This window comes from Prochlorococcus marinus str. MIT 0917 (genome assembly GCF_027359575.1).
Classification (GTDB): domain Bacteria; phylum Cyanobacteriota; class Cyanobacteriia; order PCC-6307; family Cyanobiaceae; genus Prochlorococcus_B; species Prochlorococcus_B marinus_D.
In genome coordinates, this window is record NZ_CP114784.1 from 1,183,525 (window position 1) to 1,200,095 (window position 16,571).

At 32.5% G+C, this 16,571-nt stretch carries 13 protein-coding genes; 10 read left to right on the forward strand and 3 right to left on the reverse strand.

From position 1 onward, the window contains the following. Positions 1-114: 114 nt before the first annotated feature. The 4 genes from miaA to cysE all read left to right on the forward strand — a co-directional run bounded on the left by miaA (position 115) and on the right by cysE (position 3,527). Complete coding sequence (gene miaA / locus O5637_RS06890; RefSeq protein ID WP_269603676.1) at positions 115-1,014, forward strand: tRNA (adenosine(37)-N6)-dimethylallyltransferase MiaA; 900 nt, start codon at positions 115-117, stop codon at positions 1,012-1,014. A 59-nt stretch (positions 1,015-1,073) separates the two neighbouring features. Next, entirely contained in the window at positions 1,074-1,682 is a 609-nt protein-coding gene (gene infC / locus O5637_RS06895; protein WP_269603678.1) for a translation initiation factor IF-3, read from the forward strand. A 92-nt stretch (positions 1,683-1,774) separates the two neighbouring features. Next, positions 1,775-2,764 carry a GntR family transcriptional regulator gene (locus tag O5637_RS06900; protein ID WP_269603679.1) on the forward strand — a complete coding sequence of 330 codons (990 nt, stop codon included), beginning with the start codon at positions 1,775-1,777 and terminating at the stop codon, positions 2,762-2,764. Between the two features lie 22 nt (positions 2,765-2,786). Next, entirely contained in the window at positions 2,787-3,527 is a 741-nt protein-coding gene (cysE, locus tag O5637_RS06905) for a serine O-acetyltransferase (protein WP_269603680.1), read from the forward strand. Positions 3,528-3,563: 36 nt separating this feature from the next. Here the strand turns inward: cysE and O5637_RS06910 are convergent, their stop codons facing one another. The 3 genes from O5637_RS06910 to secA are packed head-to-tail and all read right to left on the reverse strand — an operon-like array spanning position 3,564 to position 8,564. Further along, positions 3,564-4,361 carry an ABC transporter permease gene (locus O5637_RS06910; RefSeq protein ID WP_269603681.1) on the reverse strand — a complete coding sequence of 266 codons (798 nt, stop codon included), beginning with the start codon at positions 4,359-4,361 and terminating at the stop codon, positions 3,564-3,566. Further along, positions 4,330-5,706 (reverse strand): ATP-binding cassette domain-containing protein, encoded by a 1,377-nt coding sequence (locus O5637_RS06915; protein WP_269603682.1) that lies wholly within the window; start codon positions 5,704-5,706, stop codon positions 4,330-4,332. Before O5637_RS06915 ends, O5637_RS06910 begins: the two co-directional genes overlap by 32 nt. A 23-nt stretch (positions 5,707-5,729) precedes the next feature. Next, entirely contained in the window at positions 5,730-8,564 is a 2,835-nt protein-coding gene (secA, locus tag O5637_RS06920) for a preprotein translocase subunit SecA (RefSeq protein WP_269603683.1), read from the reverse strand. Positions 8,565-8,786: 222 nt separating this feature from the next. Between secA and gmd the strand changes: the two genes are divergently transcribed. The 6 genes from gmd (at position 8,787) to O5637_RS06950 (ending at position 16,258) form a co-directional block, all read left to right on the forward strand. Beyond that, positions 8,787-9,842 (forward strand): GDP-mannose 4,6-dehydratase, encoded by a 1,056-nt coding sequence (gmd, locus tag O5637_RS06925; protein WP_269603684.1) that lies wholly within the window; start codon positions 8,787-8,789, stop codon positions 9,840-9,842. Between the two features lie 58 nt (positions 9,843-9,900). Beyond that, complete coding sequence (locus tag O5637_RS06930; RefSeq protein WP_269603685.1) at positions 9,901-11,079, forward strand: DUF4214 domain-containing protein; 1,179 nt, start codon at positions 9,901-9,903, stop codon at positions 11,077-11,079. Positions 11,080-11,151: 72 nt separating this feature from the next. Continuing rightward, on the forward strand, positions 11,152-11,337 hold the full coding sequence (locus tag O5637_RS06935) for a DUF6447 family protein (RefSeq protein WP_269603687.1): 186 nt from the start codon (positions 11,152-11,154) through the stop codon (positions 11,335-11,337). A gap of 88 nt (positions 11,338-11,425) precedes the next feature. Continuing rightward, positions 11,426-12,169, forward strand: a complete 744-nt coding sequence (locus O5637_RS06940; RefSeq protein WP_269603689.1) for a peptidylprolyl isomerase — start codon at positions 11,426-11,428, stop codon at positions 12,167-12,169. Next, positions 12,166-15,117 carry a peptidase domain-containing ABC transporter gene (locus O5637_RS06945; RefSeq protein ID WP_269603690.1) on the forward strand — a complete coding sequence of 984 codons (2,952 nt, stop codon included), beginning with the start codon at positions 12,166-12,168 and terminating at the stop codon, positions 15,115-15,117. The genes O5637_RS06940 and O5637_RS06945 overlap by 4 nt, the downstream gene beginning before the upstream one ends. Further along, entirely contained in the window at positions 15,110-16,258 is a 1,149-nt protein-coding gene (locus tag O5637_RS06950; RefSeq protein ID WP_269603691.1) for an HlyD family secretion protein, read from the forward strand. The genes O5637_RS06945 and O5637_RS06950 overlap by 8 nt, the downstream gene beginning before the upstream one ends. Positions 16,259-16,571 lie beyond the last annotated feature (313 nt).

Consider the following 16,571-nt stretch of genomic DNA (forward strand, 5'->3'; position numbering starts at 1 on the left):
CCGAAATTTCAATTTAACATTGGTAATAAAGAAAGTCTTAGGAAAAATTTCAAAACCTAATCAAAAAAATTAATTTTATGCAATTACCTCTAATAAAACCCCTGCAAGGCAATCATGCAAACCAATAAACCTCTTGTAATAGCAATTATGGGGCCAACCGCAAGCGGAAAAACTGAACTTGCAATTAATATTGCAAAAAAAATCAATTCTAATATTCATAATATCGATTCACGTCAAATTTACATTGATATGAACATTGGCACGGCAAAGCCAACTGCAGAGCAACGAAAACAAGTACCTCATTTTCTAATTGATCTTTGCGCGCCATCTAACCCTATCAATCTCCATGATTTTCAATCAATAGCAAAATTATCAATAGAGAAAGAATTGAAAAAAAATAAGGTAACTATACTTGTAGGAGGTAGTGGCTTATATCTGCAAGCATTAACCAGCGGGCTTACTCCACCAGCGGTACCACCTCAAAAATTCTTAAGAGATCAGCTTTATAAAATCGAAAAAGAAGAAAGACATAATCTATTAAAATTTTGCGATCCTGTATCTGCAGATAAAATTCATCCAGAAGACTCATTAAGAGTAATTCGTGCTCTGGAGGTTTTTTATGCTACTGGGAATATGTTTTCTAAACAAAAAAACCTGCTTCCTAATCCGTGGAGAGTCTTGGAACTTGGATTAAACCCTGGCAATTTAATCGAAAGAATCCAATTTAGAACTCAAGAAATGTATAGGAACGGATTAATAGAAGAAACCGAAGATTTGATTATTAAATACGGAAATAATTTAGAGTTGCTTAAAACAATTGGATATGGTGAAGCAAGGTCTATCATTAATGGAAATATTAATTATGAGGAGGCTTTAGAAATAACAATTAAACGAACTTGCCAATTAGCCAAAAGGCAAAAAACTTGGTTTAGAAATAAACATAATTCCAAGTGGCTAAATGATGAAAGTGCATTACACGAAGCTTTATCTTCTATCTATAAGGTTCTAGGTTGATTTTCTTATATATGATTAGAATTAATACAACAGGTACTTCCCACATAATTATTCACTGAATGCCACCTCGTCCCCGTTTTGATCGTCGCGCTCCTGAAAGAGAGCTCCCCAACATTAATGAAAGAATCAGCTATGCAAACTTAAGAGTTGTTGATTCAGATGGCACCCAACTTGGTGTCATTAGCCGAGAAGAAGCTCTTGAAGTCGCTAAGGAAAGAGAACTTGATCTTGTTTTAGTCAGCGAAAAAGCTACTCCTCCGGTGTGCAGAATAATGAATTACGGCAAATTTAAGTTTGAGCAAGAAAAAAAAGCTAAAGAAGCTAAGAAAAAATCACATCAAACAGAAGTAAAAGAAGTAAAAATGAGGTACAAAATAGATCAACATGATTATCTAGTGCGTATTAGTCAGGCCACGAGATTCTTAAAAGCTGGAGATAAAGTCAAATGTACTGTTATTTTTAGAGGTCGTGAAATCCAACATACTGCTCTAGCAGAAACTCTGTTGAAAAGGATGGCCACAGATCTTGAAGAAAAAGCAGAAGTTCAGCAATCTCCTAAAAGAGAGGGAAGAAATATGATTATGTTTTTAACTCCTCGTAAAACTCCTTTATTAAAGAAAGAAGTAGATGAAACTGAACCAAAGAAAGTGATGAGAACAATCAGTTAATTTAAACAAACTTGACATTAGACAAACAAATAATTGTCACTAGCCCTTATATTTATTAATCTAGCCACATTCACACCTGTCATACATAACGCGTGAGATTCCATATTCAACAGGAAAGTGAAATCCCTGCATCTAGTCAATTACATAATCAAATATGCTTTGCCATTGCAGCCAGGCATTACCCTCCTGGGCACAGATTGCCAAGTACTAGACAACTGGCAATGCAAACAGGTTTACATCGGAACACTATAAGTAAAGTATATAGACAGCTAGAAACAGATGGGGTCGTTGAAGCTATTGCAGGATCAGGGATTTATGTTCGAGATCAGCAAAAACAAAAAGATTTAAGAGATAGCTCTCATTCAATACGAAAAAAAGGTATTCAGGATGTAGACCATGAGGTTCGTAAAAGTATTGATCAACTTTTAGATGCAGGATGTACCTTGCAGCAAACGAGAGAATTATTTACACGTGAAATTGATTGGAGACTTAGATGTGGAGCTCGCTTACTCGTTAGTACTCCGAGAGAAGATATTGGGGCATCATTACTTATTGCTGAAGAATTGGCTCCTCATTTAGATGTCCCAGTGGAGGTTGTTCCCATGGAGGAACTTGAAAGCGTCTTAGAAAGTTCAAGCAAAGGAACCGTAGTCACAAGCAGATATTTCTTACAACCTTTAGAAGAATTAGCCAAACTTCATAAAGTTAGAGCAGTAGCTGTAGATCTCAGTGATTTTCAAAAAGAACTAACAATATTAAAAAAACTTCGCTCAGGTAGTTGTGTAGGAATCGTGAGTATTAGCCCAGGCATTCTAAGAGCTGCAGAAGTTATCTTACACAGCATGCGTGGCAATGAACTACTTTTAATGACTGCAAATCCCGATGTAGGTAGCCGTTTAATAGCTTTATTAAGAGCGGCAAGTCACGTAATTTGTGATAGCCCTAGCCTACCCGTTATAGAACATACCCTTAGGCAAAATAGATCTCAACTAATGAGAATGCCACAAATTCATTGCGCACAAAAATACCTTAGTGACTCTACAATTGAAGAGTTAAGTAAAGAGATTGGCCTTCTCGAGTAAACATTGCATTGCATTTAAATCAATGTTTCGATCACTCAGTTCAGATATAGCAATCATTAAAGAAAGAGATCCCGCAGCGAGAGGTGTCTGGGAAATACTCTTTTGTTATCCAGGATTTCAAGCTTTATCAATACACAGAATTAGTCACAAGTTATGGAAAATCAAACTTCCTCTCATACCAAGGTTAATGAGTCACTTCACTAGGTTTTTAACAGGTGTAGAAATTCATCCAGGTGCCAGGATTGGTAAAGGTGTATTTATAGATCATGGAATGGGCGTGGTAATTGGAGAAACAAGTGAAATAGGCGATAGATGCTTGCTATATCAAGGAGTAACTTTAGGCGGTACTGGTAAAGGGAGTGGAAAAAGACACCCAACTCTAGAAGACAATGTCGTAGTGGGTGCAGGAGCGAAAGTGCTTGGAGGGATTCGCGTAGGCACCAATACGAGAATTGGTGCAGGTTCAGTGGTAGTAAAAAATGTTGAATCAAATTGTACTGTTGTCGGCATTCCTGGCCGAATAGTTCATCAAAGTGGAGTCAAAATAAATCCGTTGGCACATTCTGCACTCCCAGATACAGAAGCCAATGTTTTACGAAATCTTATGGAAAGAATTGATCAATTAGAAACTGATATTTTAGGATTACAAGATCTAGTAGTTAATATTCAAAATAATAAAAAGAATGAAGATATCATCTTTGGAGAATCACAAAACATAAGAGATAAGGAAATTATAGAATTTATTGGCGATGATGTGAAATAGTTAATTGAATAAATTTATATCTTTCTCACCCTCTATTTAAAGCAAGAAGGGTAATCTCTTACTCTCAAAATCAAGCAATTTAATTGTACAAAAAAGACCTACTATATTAATGCCCAAAATTAAAATTGAATGCTGATAATTTATATATCCACTAATTATACTAATTCTAAGAGGATCTAAAATCTGATATATAAAGTTTAAATTTGTAATCCAATCTAAAGAACCTAAACTTTCTTTTCTATATAATATTGGGGAAGTTAAAAAAACTAACTGGAGAACTATAGGGACTAATTGAGCAATATCTGTGAACCGAACACAAATCAAGCAAACAATTACCGGGAACCAATATATGAAGATAAATAAATTTAACAATGGTATCCATGAATAAGTTAATAAATTACTTATTAATGTAATTTTTAAAAAAAGAAATACAAAAAACACTAATACAAAAGATTGAATAAAAGTTTGTATCTGAAAAGCCCATTCTTCTAAAGTATAAAAAATAGGCTTCAGATTCATATTCTTAATATTCGATGAATTACATGCAAACAGATTAGGTGAATTCGAGATAGATGAACTAATTGTATTCCAAATGAGTAGACCAAATCCTAAATATATAAAATAAGACCTAAAGTCTTCTACGGAAAAAACAGTACCATAAACAATCCCTAAAGTCCCGATAGATAATAAATTAGAAAAACCTAACCAAAAGCTTCCAAGAGTAGTTCTAGCAAATCTTGCTCTTGATCTTGAGGTAGCTGTATACCACCATGCCTTCCTACTTTTAAAAGCAAATTTAAAATTACCCAACAACATTTTTACGATAATAGTCATGAGTATGATAGTAATTCAATGCAGCATCTAAAGGGCCGTCATATGCAATTGATCCATGGCTAAAAACAATGCCTCTATTACAAAATTGCTTTAAAAGTTCTTCAGAATGACTCGCTAAAAATAAAGTTGCTGCGGATTCCATAAATTCTTTCATTCTCTCTTCAGCTTTATCGTAAAAGTCAGCATCACCTGTTCCAAACCCTTCGTCTATAGCCAAACAATCATGAGGACTTGAGGTAAGAATAGAAAAAATTAATCTTGCAGACATTCCATCGCTATAAGTTTTTATAGGCAAAGAAATATAGGAACCTAGACCTGAAAATTCTATTATTTCATTTAAGAAAGGTTCGAAGCCTTTTAGACTGTGATTTTTAAGTAAATAATGTGCTTTACATGCATCAATTCCAGAAAGTTCTGAACTAGTTAAAAAGGTCTTTTGGAGCATAGGATAAACATCTACTAAAACATTGATATTTCCTTTTGTAGGTAAATAAATGCCTGATATCAATCTTAGAAAACTACTTTTACCAGAACCGTTATGACCAATTAGCCCTACTCTTTCTCCTTTCATGATAGTCAAATTTATATTATTTAGTGCGATTACATTAGTTCTATTTTTAGATTGATCTAAGGCACCACCTGTAAAGTTAATAACTTTCTTTGTAAATCTCTTGGTAAGAGACCTGTTTTCTAAATGATAAATAGGTATAGAAATAGATAAATCTCTAATTTCTATAGCTGGATTATTAAGCATATTTATTGAATCATCGGATAACGAGAAAACAACATCCCTTATCTGCTCAATGTTGACTTTCTGAAAAGTTATATTACTTAGAAAATTTGATACTCTAGCGAAAGCATTACCTGACAGCCAAGGGGATATTGAAGCAGGCTTATATAAATTAATCAAAGTAATGCTCTTACTAATTTGTTTAGTAAATAATTCTGCAGCAGAAATCTTATTTTGTAAAATATTTATATCATTTAATTCTTGTTCAGAATTAATAGAGTAAGACTTATTAGTTGAATACAAAAGTTCAAATACTACATCTGCAATTTGATAGTCTTCAACATTAATCCTATCCATCCAATAATTCAAACCTTCAAAATCTGCTTTTCTATTAAATAAGTTTAAATATAATTTATTAATTTTAAAATCAATAGATTTATCTTGAGAAATAGATTGTTTATATTCATCCTGTCTAGATAATTCATGAGATATTTCTCTAATAGTAATTGATTCATTAACTCGTGAAAGCCAATAATTTATTCCAGATGGATCTCCAGGTCTTCCAAAATATGCTATGTATAATTTTTGCAATTCATTGGAATCAATATTAATCATTTCAGTCAATTAAATGGTTGAAATTATTCTTCTATTTTCTTTTGAGTAGGTTGAAACATAAACATGGAATAAATTACATTTCTTCTCATGTTTATCATCATATCTAAAAACATATCGTAGCCCTCATTTTTGTATTCAATTAAAGGATCTTTTTGTCCATATCCTCTTAATCCAACTGATTCTCTTAGTGAATCCATAGCCTGCAAATGCTCTCTCCAAAGGGTATCTAATTGCTGAAGAATAAAGAATCTTTCAGCTTGTCTCATTATTCCTGGATGAGTTTGTTCTAATTGAGCTTCCTTCATATCGTAAGCATTTCTAAGCTGCTCTTTCAAAAAATCTTTTAATTCACTTTTATTTAGTCCAAGTAAATCTTCAGGTTTAAGATCATCCAATAAATATATAAATTCTTTCACTTTAGAAACTAAATTAGTTAAGTCCCACTCTTCAGGTGGTAAATCTTCGTTAACATATGCTTCAACTATTTCCTCCATAGTTCTTTGTCCATAACCTATAACTTGAAGTTTCAACTCTCTACCATCTAATACCCTTCTTCTTTCTGAGTAAACAGCTTTTCTCTGATTATTCATTACTTCATCGTATTCAAATATTTGTTTTCTAATATCATAATAATAAGTTTCAACTTTTTTTTGAGCACCTTCTAAAGAACGAGTAAGCATACCCGACTCAATAGGCATATCTTCCTCTACCCTAAAAGCATTCATAAGGCCTGCAACTCTATCCCCTCCAAAAATACGAAGAAGGTTGTCTTCTAACGATAAAAAGAAACGAGTACTTCCTAAATCTCCTTGCCTACCAGATCTACCTCTTAACTGATTGTCCACTCTCCTAGACTCATGACGCTCAGTTCCAATCACATGAAGGCCACCTGCCTCTCTTACTCTTTCCTCTTCACTCGACAAAACCTCCTCATACTCTGTTTTGATTATTTGTATTGCACTTCTTAATTCCTCAATATTTTTATCCTTAGTAGGCGTTTTTTCAGCCGCAGTAGCAATGTAATCATCTAGCTCAATGGAACTTAAAGCTCTATCTCCCCATTCTTTAACCAATTTGGCAGACAAAGAAGCTAGTTTTTTATCTGTGTCTTCAGTCAACAAAGCAGGATAGATATTTTTTAAAGATTCAGATTGAATTTTTTTTGAACTAAAAGTACTCGAATTTGCAGCTTCCAAAAATCCCTCTGAATTAGTCTTTCTTTGTAGAGGAATAGGTGGCTTATGATCTTCTTCTGGCTTGACTAAACGATGACTAAGAATTTCCTTTATTTTCAATCGAGCCATGTAATCGCTATTTCCACCCAGGATAATATCCGTTCCCCTTCCAGCCATATTAGTCGCAATAGTTACAGCGCCCTCTCTCCCTGCTTGTGCGACTATTTCAGCTTCTCTCTCAACGTTTTCAGGTTTTGCATTTAATAAGTTGTGAGGTATTTGCTGCTCTGACAAAAGAGTACTTAACAACTCACTCTTTTCAACACTTGTAGTTCCAACAAGTACAGGTCTGCCTTTTTGATGAATATCAGCAGTTTCTTTTGCAACTGCTCTCCATTTAGCAGATTCAGTTTTAAAAACTTGGTCAACCCAATCTGCTCTGGAAATCTTCCTATTAGTTGGAACAACTGTAGTCTCTAATTTATAAGTTTTTTCAAATTCAACTTCCTCAGTTTTTGCAGTTCCGGTCATTCCTGAAAGTCTGGGATATAAAAGAAAGAAATTTTGATATGTAATTGAAGCCAGTGTTTGAGTTTCTGGTTGTATTGGTAGATTTTCTTTTGCTTCAATAGCTTGATGCTGTCCATCACTCCACCTTCTACCAGGCATAACTCTGCCAGTAAATTCATCAACAATTACAGCTTCTTTATTTCTAACTATGTAATTAACATCTTTAATAAAAAGCTCTTTTGCCTTTAAAGCATTGGTAACGTAGTGAGCCCATGGATCTTTTGGATCGTACAAATCTTGCACTTGTAAAAACTTTTCAGTCTTAGCAAATCCTTCATCTGTCAATATACAACTCCTTTGTTTTTCATCTACTTCGTAGTCTCCCTCTGGATCAATTCCCTCTTTACTTAATTCTTTTGCTCTTAATAAGTTATTTACTACTTCAGCAGCTTTTTGATATTTTTCCTGAGATCTTTCTACTTGTCCAGAAATAATTAGAGGTGTTCTTGCTTCATCTATCAAAATCGAATCAACTTCATCAATAACACAAAACTGAAAATCTCTATGGACTATTTCTGATTTATCAGCAGCCATATTATCTCTTAGATAATCGAAACCCAATTCAGAATTAGTAGCGTATGTTATGTCACAATTGTAATTTTCTCTTCTTTGTTGTGGATTCATATCCTGCTGGACCAATCCAACACTAAGACCAAGAAATCTATGAATTTGTCCCATCCATTCAGCATCTCTTTTAGCTAAATAATCATTAACAGTAACCACATGGACCCCCCTGCCAGTCAAGGCATTTAGATAGCTTGGCAATGTTGCAACCAATGTCTTACCCTCTCCTGTTTTCATCTCGGCAATTTGTCCTTCATGAAGTACCATCCCTCCAATAAGTTGAACATCAAAATGTCTCATTCCCAATACTCTTTTAGAAGCCTCTCTCACAATCGCAAATGCTTCTGGGAGCAGATGATCCAGCAAAGAAAGCTGTTCTTTAAATGATGAAACTTTTTTCAGCTTGATCTTAAAATCACTTGTACGTGCTCTCAGATCGTCATCACTCAAAAGAACCAATTCTTCTTCAAACAAATTTATATCTGAGACGAGAGGAGCATATCGTTTAATTTTTCTTGTATTTGGGTCACCTAATAATTTCGCAAACATATATGTTTATATTGGTTAGAAAATTATATTATATTGTTAACTCAACAAGCAATAGTAAAGAATCAAATGAAATTAATATAAAAATAATATTATTTATATTTACAAGCACAATTTATAAACATTTAAGTCTACTCATTTTAAAATAATTAATCAGTAAAGGATAATATTTTTTTGACAAATCGCCAATGAAGTAAGATCTTGTATTAAACACAATGAAAAATAGTGCCTCAAAGCAAAATCGCACTGATCACAGGAATTACAGGGCAGGATGGTAGCTACCTTGCTGAATTACTTTTGAGTAAAGGTTACGAAGTACATGGTCTCATAAGACGATCCAGTCAAGTCAATACAAATTTACTTAAACATTTAATCAATGATCAAAGCAAAAATAACTTGCATTTTCATTACGGTGACATTAGTCAAAGCACAAATATTCTGAGAATTATCGGTGAAATCAAACCTGATGAAATATATAATCTAGCAGCACAAAGTCACGTAAAAGTTAGTTTTGATTTACCTGAATATAGCGCTCAAACCAATGCACTTGGACCACTAAGGATTTTAGAATCTATTAGAATATTAGGCCTAACAAAGAAAACAAAGATTTACCAAGCAAGCACTTCTGAACTTTACGGTCTTGTAAGAGAAAGTCCCCAATCAGAAAACACTCCATTTTACCCTAGAAGCCCATACGGAGTTGCAAAGTTATACGCCTATTGGATAACTATTAACTATCGAGAATCATATGGAATTTTTGCATGCAACGGCATTTTATTTAATCATGAATCACCAAGACGAGGAGAGGATTTTGTAACTAGAAAAATCACTCTAGGGCTGTGCCGAATTGATGCTGGAACTCAAGACTATTTATCAATGGGCAATATTGATGCTTTACGTGATTGGGGTCATGCCAAAGATTATGTTGAGATGCAATGGAGAATGCTTCAACAAGATATTCCAGAAGACTATGTTATCGCGACAGGTCAAATGACTTCTGTTAGAAAATTCATTGAGATGTCAGCTGAAGAATTGAATTGGGGAGGAATTATATGGGAAGGTGAAGGCCTCAATGAAGTTGGGAAAAGAAAGGATAATGGTAAAATAGTTATCAAAATAAATCCTAAATACTTCAGACCATGCGAAGTACATAATCTTCTAGGAGATGCCCAAAAGGCACAATCGAAACTTTCATGGAAAGCTAAAACAACAATCAAAGATTTGATCAGAGAAATGATTAATCATGATCGAAAATTAACTTTACAAGAATTATCTTCTTAGCTTTAAGAATATCTATAATGAATGAAATATTAAAACATCAGAACTTATAATTAATTAAATGGATCTAATTTACAGTGCCGTTATAAATAATGAATTTAAATCTCATACAGAAATAACGTTATCAAATAAAGAAATAATAACTTATTATATTGATAATACATATGGATGGAATGATCTTTCACTATATAATATATCAGGAAGTAGTAATACAATAATTACAGATAAAATTACTACTTTTAACTTAGGCCATAGTCAACAGTATAAGAATTTCATAGAAGAATCATTGAATAAAATTGATGAAATTATTGATATTGATTTCGCTCCAATGTCTACAAATAATGGATCTATGCTTGATATTTACCATGTAAACTACTCTTCAGGATTCAAGGAAAATGTCATAGGTCAAGTAATTCAACAAAAATCTAATGCAGGGTACTGGTGGGAAATACTTTGGAAAGATAATCCTTCAACTACTCAAAATAATCAAAAAGCTAATCTTAATACTATATTGCATGAAATTGGACACTCACTTGGATTAGGGCATCCATTTAATGATCCAACTAATCCTCTATGGGATTCATGGGATACTATAATGTCATATAACAAAGGGGCTAATGATTGGAACACATGGTTCTCAGAAGTTGACTTAAATGCACTAATAAAAATGTGGGGTAGAGAAGATGATCTAGGATTTATAGACTATAAAGATAATAGTTCTAATTATAAATTCAAACAGTCTAAAAATAAAAATTATTTTATTAAAACGGATATAGGATATGAAAATATCACGGAAATTAATACTCTAAAATTTACTGATAAATCAATTAATGTTGAAACAGATATTGTTGGCGTATTTAACCTAATTAAATCAGAAGATGATATTTCGGGTAAAATATATAGACTTTATAATGCGGCTTTTTCTAGATTTCCAGATAATAGTGGTTTACAATATTGGATAGAAAAAAATGTTTCTGGTGAAAACACGTACAAACAAACAGCTAATTCATTTTTAATATCAGAAGAATTCAAGAATACATATGGAACCGATTCCAGCAATCATGACTATATTACAAATCTTTACAGCAATGTTCTAAATAGAACGCCTGATATAGAGGGTTTTGAATATTGGTACAATCAAATCGAGACAGGATTGGAGGATAGAAGTGATTTACTTATTGGGTTTTCTGAGTCCTCAGAAAACAAGTCAGTTTTCTTAAATGAAACAAACATTATTTGATTGCATTTCTAGGAAACTATTTGGACACTTTTCTTGTGTTAATGTATATTGATTAATTATAACAATTTCAAAATGCCAACCATTACTATAGATGATAAAGAATACAATCTTGATGACTTAAGTAATCAAGCTAAAGAACAGCTAGCAAGTATACAATTTGTTCAAGGTGAAATAAAAAAACTAGAGGGTCAAATAGCAGTATATAAAACTGCATATGCTGCTTATACCTCAGCACTTAAATCTGAGATTGAGGAATAAGATATTGCAAAATAAAAAAATACAAAACAAAAAATCTATTAAGCAAACTTTTAATTATCAATCATTCTGTTAAATTTATAGGTTCTTAATGAAATCAATAGATCTCTTCCCTGAAGAATGCATAACAGTATTGCAAGAAAATAAATTAATTAAACCTCTTATTAAAGGAGAATTAATTAAAGAATTGCTGTCAAAGATCGCTCTTAGCAAGGAAGAGGAGGAAAATGCACTTCAACGTTTTATAAAAAAACTAGGTATAACCGATTCAAAAGCCTTAGAGAAATGGATAACAACTAATAAATTGACTGAAAGTGATTTACAAGAAAGAGCAAATAAAGAATTTAGATTAACGAAATATTGCATAACAAACTTCAGTCACAAGGCTGAGTCAAGATTTATTGAGAGGAAGGAAGAGTTAGATATAGTTGTATATAGCTTAATAAGAGTAAAAGATATTTTTAAAGCAAAGGAGTTTTACTTAAGGATTATAGAAGGAGAAAGTGATTTTGGAGATTTAGCTACACTTTACTCAGAAGGTTTAGAGAATAGAACTCGCGGTATAATTGGTCCAATTCCTTTGAAGCAAGCACATCCAAGACTTGTGACCTTATTAACCAATAGTAAACCAGGGGTAACGCAACCACCTATAGAGATTCAAGGATCACATTTAGTAGTAAGAGTCGAATCTTACGATTCAGCTCAATTTGATAGTTTTATGAAAGAAAAAATGGTATTGGAGTTATTCGACAAATGGATAGAAGCAGAAGTAAGCAACATTTCAGATAATTTTTTACTAAAAAATGAAATAAAAAACAAAGGTGTAGCAAAATGAATATTAATTTTAGATCAATAAAAGCATTTAGTGAGATTAGTGATCAAAATTTAAAACTCATAGAACGTGAGGCAGAGTACTTAAAATATCCTCTAGGTTATCCAATTTGTAATAAACAACTGATACCAAATAAAATACAAATTATCATAAGTGGAGAGGTAAGGTTTATACATGGTACTAGTCAAAAAGCAATAACCATATGTAAATTAGGTACAGATAACTTTATTGGTCTATCTTCTATATTAAGAGCTGAGGGATGTGAATCTTTTTCAGCAAGTAGTGATGTTGTAACACTGGCTTTATCAGATAATCTAATATTAAAGTTATACAAGGAAGAAGAGTATTTTAGAAAATTTTGCAATACATCTATTCAAGTTGGGGAAGTATTTGATATAACACTTCAGCTCTACCGTGATTTAGCAAAAAGTCATTTAAATATTAAGCAAATTTTTGATTTATTATTCAATAGTGCAAGTCTAAAAATAATTAATAATGATAATAAAATATCATTAGATCAAGAATATATAGGTTTTCTTGCAAGTGCAAATGTTATTGATTTAGAAATTGGATCAAACGTTATAAACAGGCAGAAAATCAATACTAGAGGTCCGCTTCCAGCAAGAATTTATACTTTCCCAAAATCAGTTTATAACCAGATATATGAATCTAATATTTCAGGTAAGAATCAAGATAAAGACATAGATTCCTATGATCTTGAAAATCTAGATATTCAAGAAGGTATAGGAACGCTATATCAAAGTAGTGAGAAAACAGGTCAATATTCTCCTACCAAAAAATTAAAAATCATTAAAGCTACCGGTGTGATGAGAGAGACACTGGCATGCCTTCAAATGTTAGCAGCCGAATTAGATCTTCCATATAGAGTTGATTCAATTGAAAAAATACTTAGAGACTCTTTTAAAAGAGGTAAAAAGCCAACAATCCAATTGTTAGGAGGCATAACCTCCATGATGGGTTTACATTCATCCACAGCCAAAGTTGAGGCTAAAAACGGAACTCGGCTCCCATATCCATCTTTAATTAGTTGGGGTGAAAGTTTTGCATTTGTAAAAGAAAGTAATTCAAATTTCCTAGAGATCATATCGCCAAGCCAGGGCATAATTAGATTATCTAAGGATCAATTATTAGAGAGTTTTGATAAAGATTTTATCGAGTTACTTTTAGTTGAAAAACATGAGCAAACCCCAGAAGCAAAATTTGGACTTCAATGGTTATTACCATCAATAAATAGATATAAAGTTATACTTATTCAAGTTTTATTAGCCTCTTTTGTTGTTCAATTATTTGGCTTAGTTAATCCTTTAATGATACAAGTAATTATTGATAAAGTAATAAGTCAAAGAAGCCTAGACACTCTTCAAATTTTAGGAGTAGCACTGGTAGTTGTAACAATACTTGGTGGGATCATAAGTAGTCTACGTACATTCTTATTCACTGAAACAACAAATAGAATCGATACGAGACTTGGATCAGAAGTCATTGATCATTTACTTCGATTACCTCTAAATTATTTTGATCGTCGACCAGTTGGAGAGCTTGGCAGCAGGATTGCAGAACTAGAAACAGTTAGAAACTTTTTAACTGGACAAGCATTAACAACAATATTAGATGCCGCTTTTTCAATAATATATATTATTGTCATGGTGATTTATAGTTGGTTATTAACATTATTAGCCTTAGCTGTAGTACCAATACAAATACTAATTACCGTTATAGGTACACCATTGATCCGCAGACAAATCAGAGAGATAGCACAAGAAAATGCAAAAACACAAAGTCATTTAGTAGAAGTGTTAACTGGAATACAAACAGTAAAAGCACAAAATGTTGAAAGAGTAAGTCGATGGAAGTGGCAAGAATTATATGGCAAATATATTTCTAAGACTTTTCAAAAGACCCTTACAGGAACTGCCTTAGGTGAAACAAGTCAAGTGCTGCAACAGCTATCTCAGCTTTTAGTTTTATGGGTTGGAGCAACATTAGTACTAAAAGGTGAACTAACATTAGGGCAACTTATAGCATTTAGAATAATATCTGGTTACGTAACTCAACCACTTTTAAGGCTAAGTACAATTTGGCAAAACATTCAAGAATTAAGAGTTTCATTCGAGAGATTATCCGATATTATTGATACTCCGCAAGAAGCAAGTGAGCTGGATAGAGGGAAGATTCCATTACCAAGCATTGAGGGTAAAGTAGAATTTGAGGATGTTTCTTTTGCTTTCGATATTGGAAAACCACTTGTGCTTGACAAAATCAATCTAAATATAAAACCTGGACAATTTGTTGGTGTAGTAGGACAAAGTGGAAGCGGAAAAAGTACACTTATGAAACTTTTACCCAGACTGTACAATCCAAACTCAGGTAAATTAATGATTGATGGATATGATATTAACAAGGTTGAGTTATATTCTTTAAGAAGACAAATTGGAATTGTGCCTCAAGAACCTCTGCTATTTGCTGGCAGTATTACTGACAATATTTCATTAACTGATCCTGATTCATCAAGTGATGAAATTGTAAAAGTTTCAAAAATTGCCAATGCTCATGATTTTATTATGGGACTTGAAGATGGGTACAGTACAAATATTGGGGAACGAGGAGCTGGATTATCTGGAGGTCAAAAACAGAGAATTGCAATAGCAAGAACCTTACTAAGTAATCCAAAATTATTAATAATGGATGAAGCAACCAGTGCTTTAGATTATCAAACTGAAAGAAAAGTTTGTGAAGGGCTTAAAGGCTCATGTCAAAACTCTACAGTATTTTTTATTACTCATCGACTCAGTACAGTAAAAAATGCAGATTTAATTGTGATGCTTCATCAAGGTTCTATAGTTGAGAAAGGAAGTCATAAGGAGCTAATGGAGCTAAGAGGAAGATATTTTGCCCTTTACAGACAGCAAGAGTCTACAGGAAATGAATAATTTAAAAAACAAACAACCTTTTAATTGGACAAATAAGATAAGTGAAAATTTAAACAATTTTCACAAAAAAAAATCTATATGGATGTCCTCATTAAAAGAAAGATTCTCAGCACTTGATCGAAAAGAGTTAACTTCAAGCATAAAAAACACAGTCAAGAAAAAAATAAATTTAAGAATTCCAAACCCATCTATTTATCTACAAAAATTACAAGACAAGCTTGAGCAAACAGCTAGAAGTGATACAAATCAAGTTGTATTAAAACAATCCAGATTTTGGGCAAGTGCGATTACTTGGGTATTAATGGGCAGTACAGCATTTGCAATAGGATGGATTTCAATAGCAGAAACAGATGAGATCGTTATAGCCAGGGGAAAATTAATACCAAAGAGAGGAGTCGTTGATGTTCAAATGCCATTAGAAGGAGTAGTAGAAGAAATCTTGATAAAAGATGGAGACTACGTATCAAAAGAACAACTATTAATACGTTTAGATACTGAAGCTACTAAAGTACAAAATTTATCACTGAAGAATAACCTTAAAATAAACAAAGATGTGCTCAATAGGCTTAGCGTATTAGTAGAACAAGGTGCTGTCTCTGAGCTGCAATATATGCAGCAAAAGGAAAAAATTGAAGATCTGGAAAGTCAATTAAAAATAAATCAAGTAAGGCTCAAATATCAAGAGATATTAGCTCCAGTAGAAGGAAAAGTGTTTGATCTAAAGCCTAAAGGTGAAGGATATGTAGCAAGAGCAAGTGAAGTACTCCTAAAAATAGTACCTGAAGATAATTTGATAGCAAAAATAGAAATAGATAGTAGAACCATAGGCTTTGTTAGGAAAGGGAAAAAGGCAGAAATAAGTATAGATTCATTTCCAGCAAGTGACTTTGGAGTAATTGAAGGTGTATTAACTAGCATAGGCTCGGATGCCCTAGAGCCTAAACCATCTGAAAATAAAGGGTATAGGTTCCCAGCGAAGGTAGAGCTTTATGATCAACATTTGGAATTAAAGTCAGGACAAAAGCTGAGCCTGAAACCAGGTATGAGTTTAACAGCTAATATAAAACTCAGAAAAGTAACCTACCTTCAATTATTTTTAAACAAATTTACTGATAAAGCTAATTCATTAAAATCTCTTTAATCAGATTGTATCTCATTTAAAAAGATAAGTATGTTTTAAAAATAAGAATATTCGACTTATTAGTTTGAAAGAATCTAAAATTAGAGAACGTAAATACAATAAAAGAACTAAAAAAAACAATATATTTCTGATTATCGATAAGTGAAATAGAACTAAAAAGGAATAATTAAATTAGCTATAAAATAAAAGATTTTAAATCTTAATTATCAATGCTGTAGAGAAATAAAAAATTAAATAGAAATAGAATACTTAATCGTGAGAAAAGACAAAAATAAAAAGTATCAATATAAAATTGTAATTACGAATATAAGAA

Excerpts from the sequence above, each read along its gene's own strand:
- miaA (WP_269603676.1), top strand. The coding sequence starts at position 115 with ATGCAAACCAATAAACCTCTTGTAATAGCAATTATGGGGCCAACCGCA.
- infC (WP_269603678.1), top strand. The coding sequence starts at position 1,074 with ATGCCACCTCGTCCCCGTTTTGATCGTCGCGCTCCTGAAAGAGAGCTC.
- cysE (WP_269603680.1), top strand. The coding sequence starts at position 2,787 with ATGTTTCGATCACTCAGTTCAGATATAGCAATCATTAAAGAAAGAGAT.
- O5637_RS06910 (WP_269603681.1), bottom strand. The coding sequence starts at position 4,361 with ATGACTATTATCGTAAAAATGTTGTTGGGTAATTTTAAATTTGCTTTT.
- O5637_RS06915 (WP_269603682.1), bottom strand. The coding sequence starts at position 5,706 with ATGATTAATATTGATTCCAATGAATTGCAAAAATTATACATAGCATAT.
- secA (WP_269603683.1), bottom strand. The coding sequence starts at position 8,564 with ATGTTTGCGAAATTATTAGGTGACCCAAATACAAGAAAAATTAAACGA.
- O5637_RS06930 (WP_269603685.1), top strand. The coding sequence starts at position 9,901 with ATGGATCTAATTTACAGTGCCGTTATAAATAATGAATTTAAATCTCAT.
- O5637_RS06935 (WP_269603687.1), top strand. The coding sequence starts at position 11,152 with ATGCCAACCATTACTATAGATGATAAAGAATACAATCTTGATGACTTA.
- O5637_RS06940 (WP_269603689.1), top strand. The coding sequence starts at position 11,426 with ATGAAATCAATAGATCTCTTCCCTGAAGAATGCATAACAGTATTGCAA.
- O5637_RS06945 (WP_269603690.1), top strand. The coding sequence starts at position 12,166 with ATGAATATTAATTTTAGATCAATAAAAGCATTTAGTGAGATTAGTGAT.
- O5637_RS06950 (WP_269603691.1), top strand. The coding sequence starts at position 15,110 with ATGAATAATTTAAAAAACAAACAACCTTTTAATTGGACAAATAAGATA.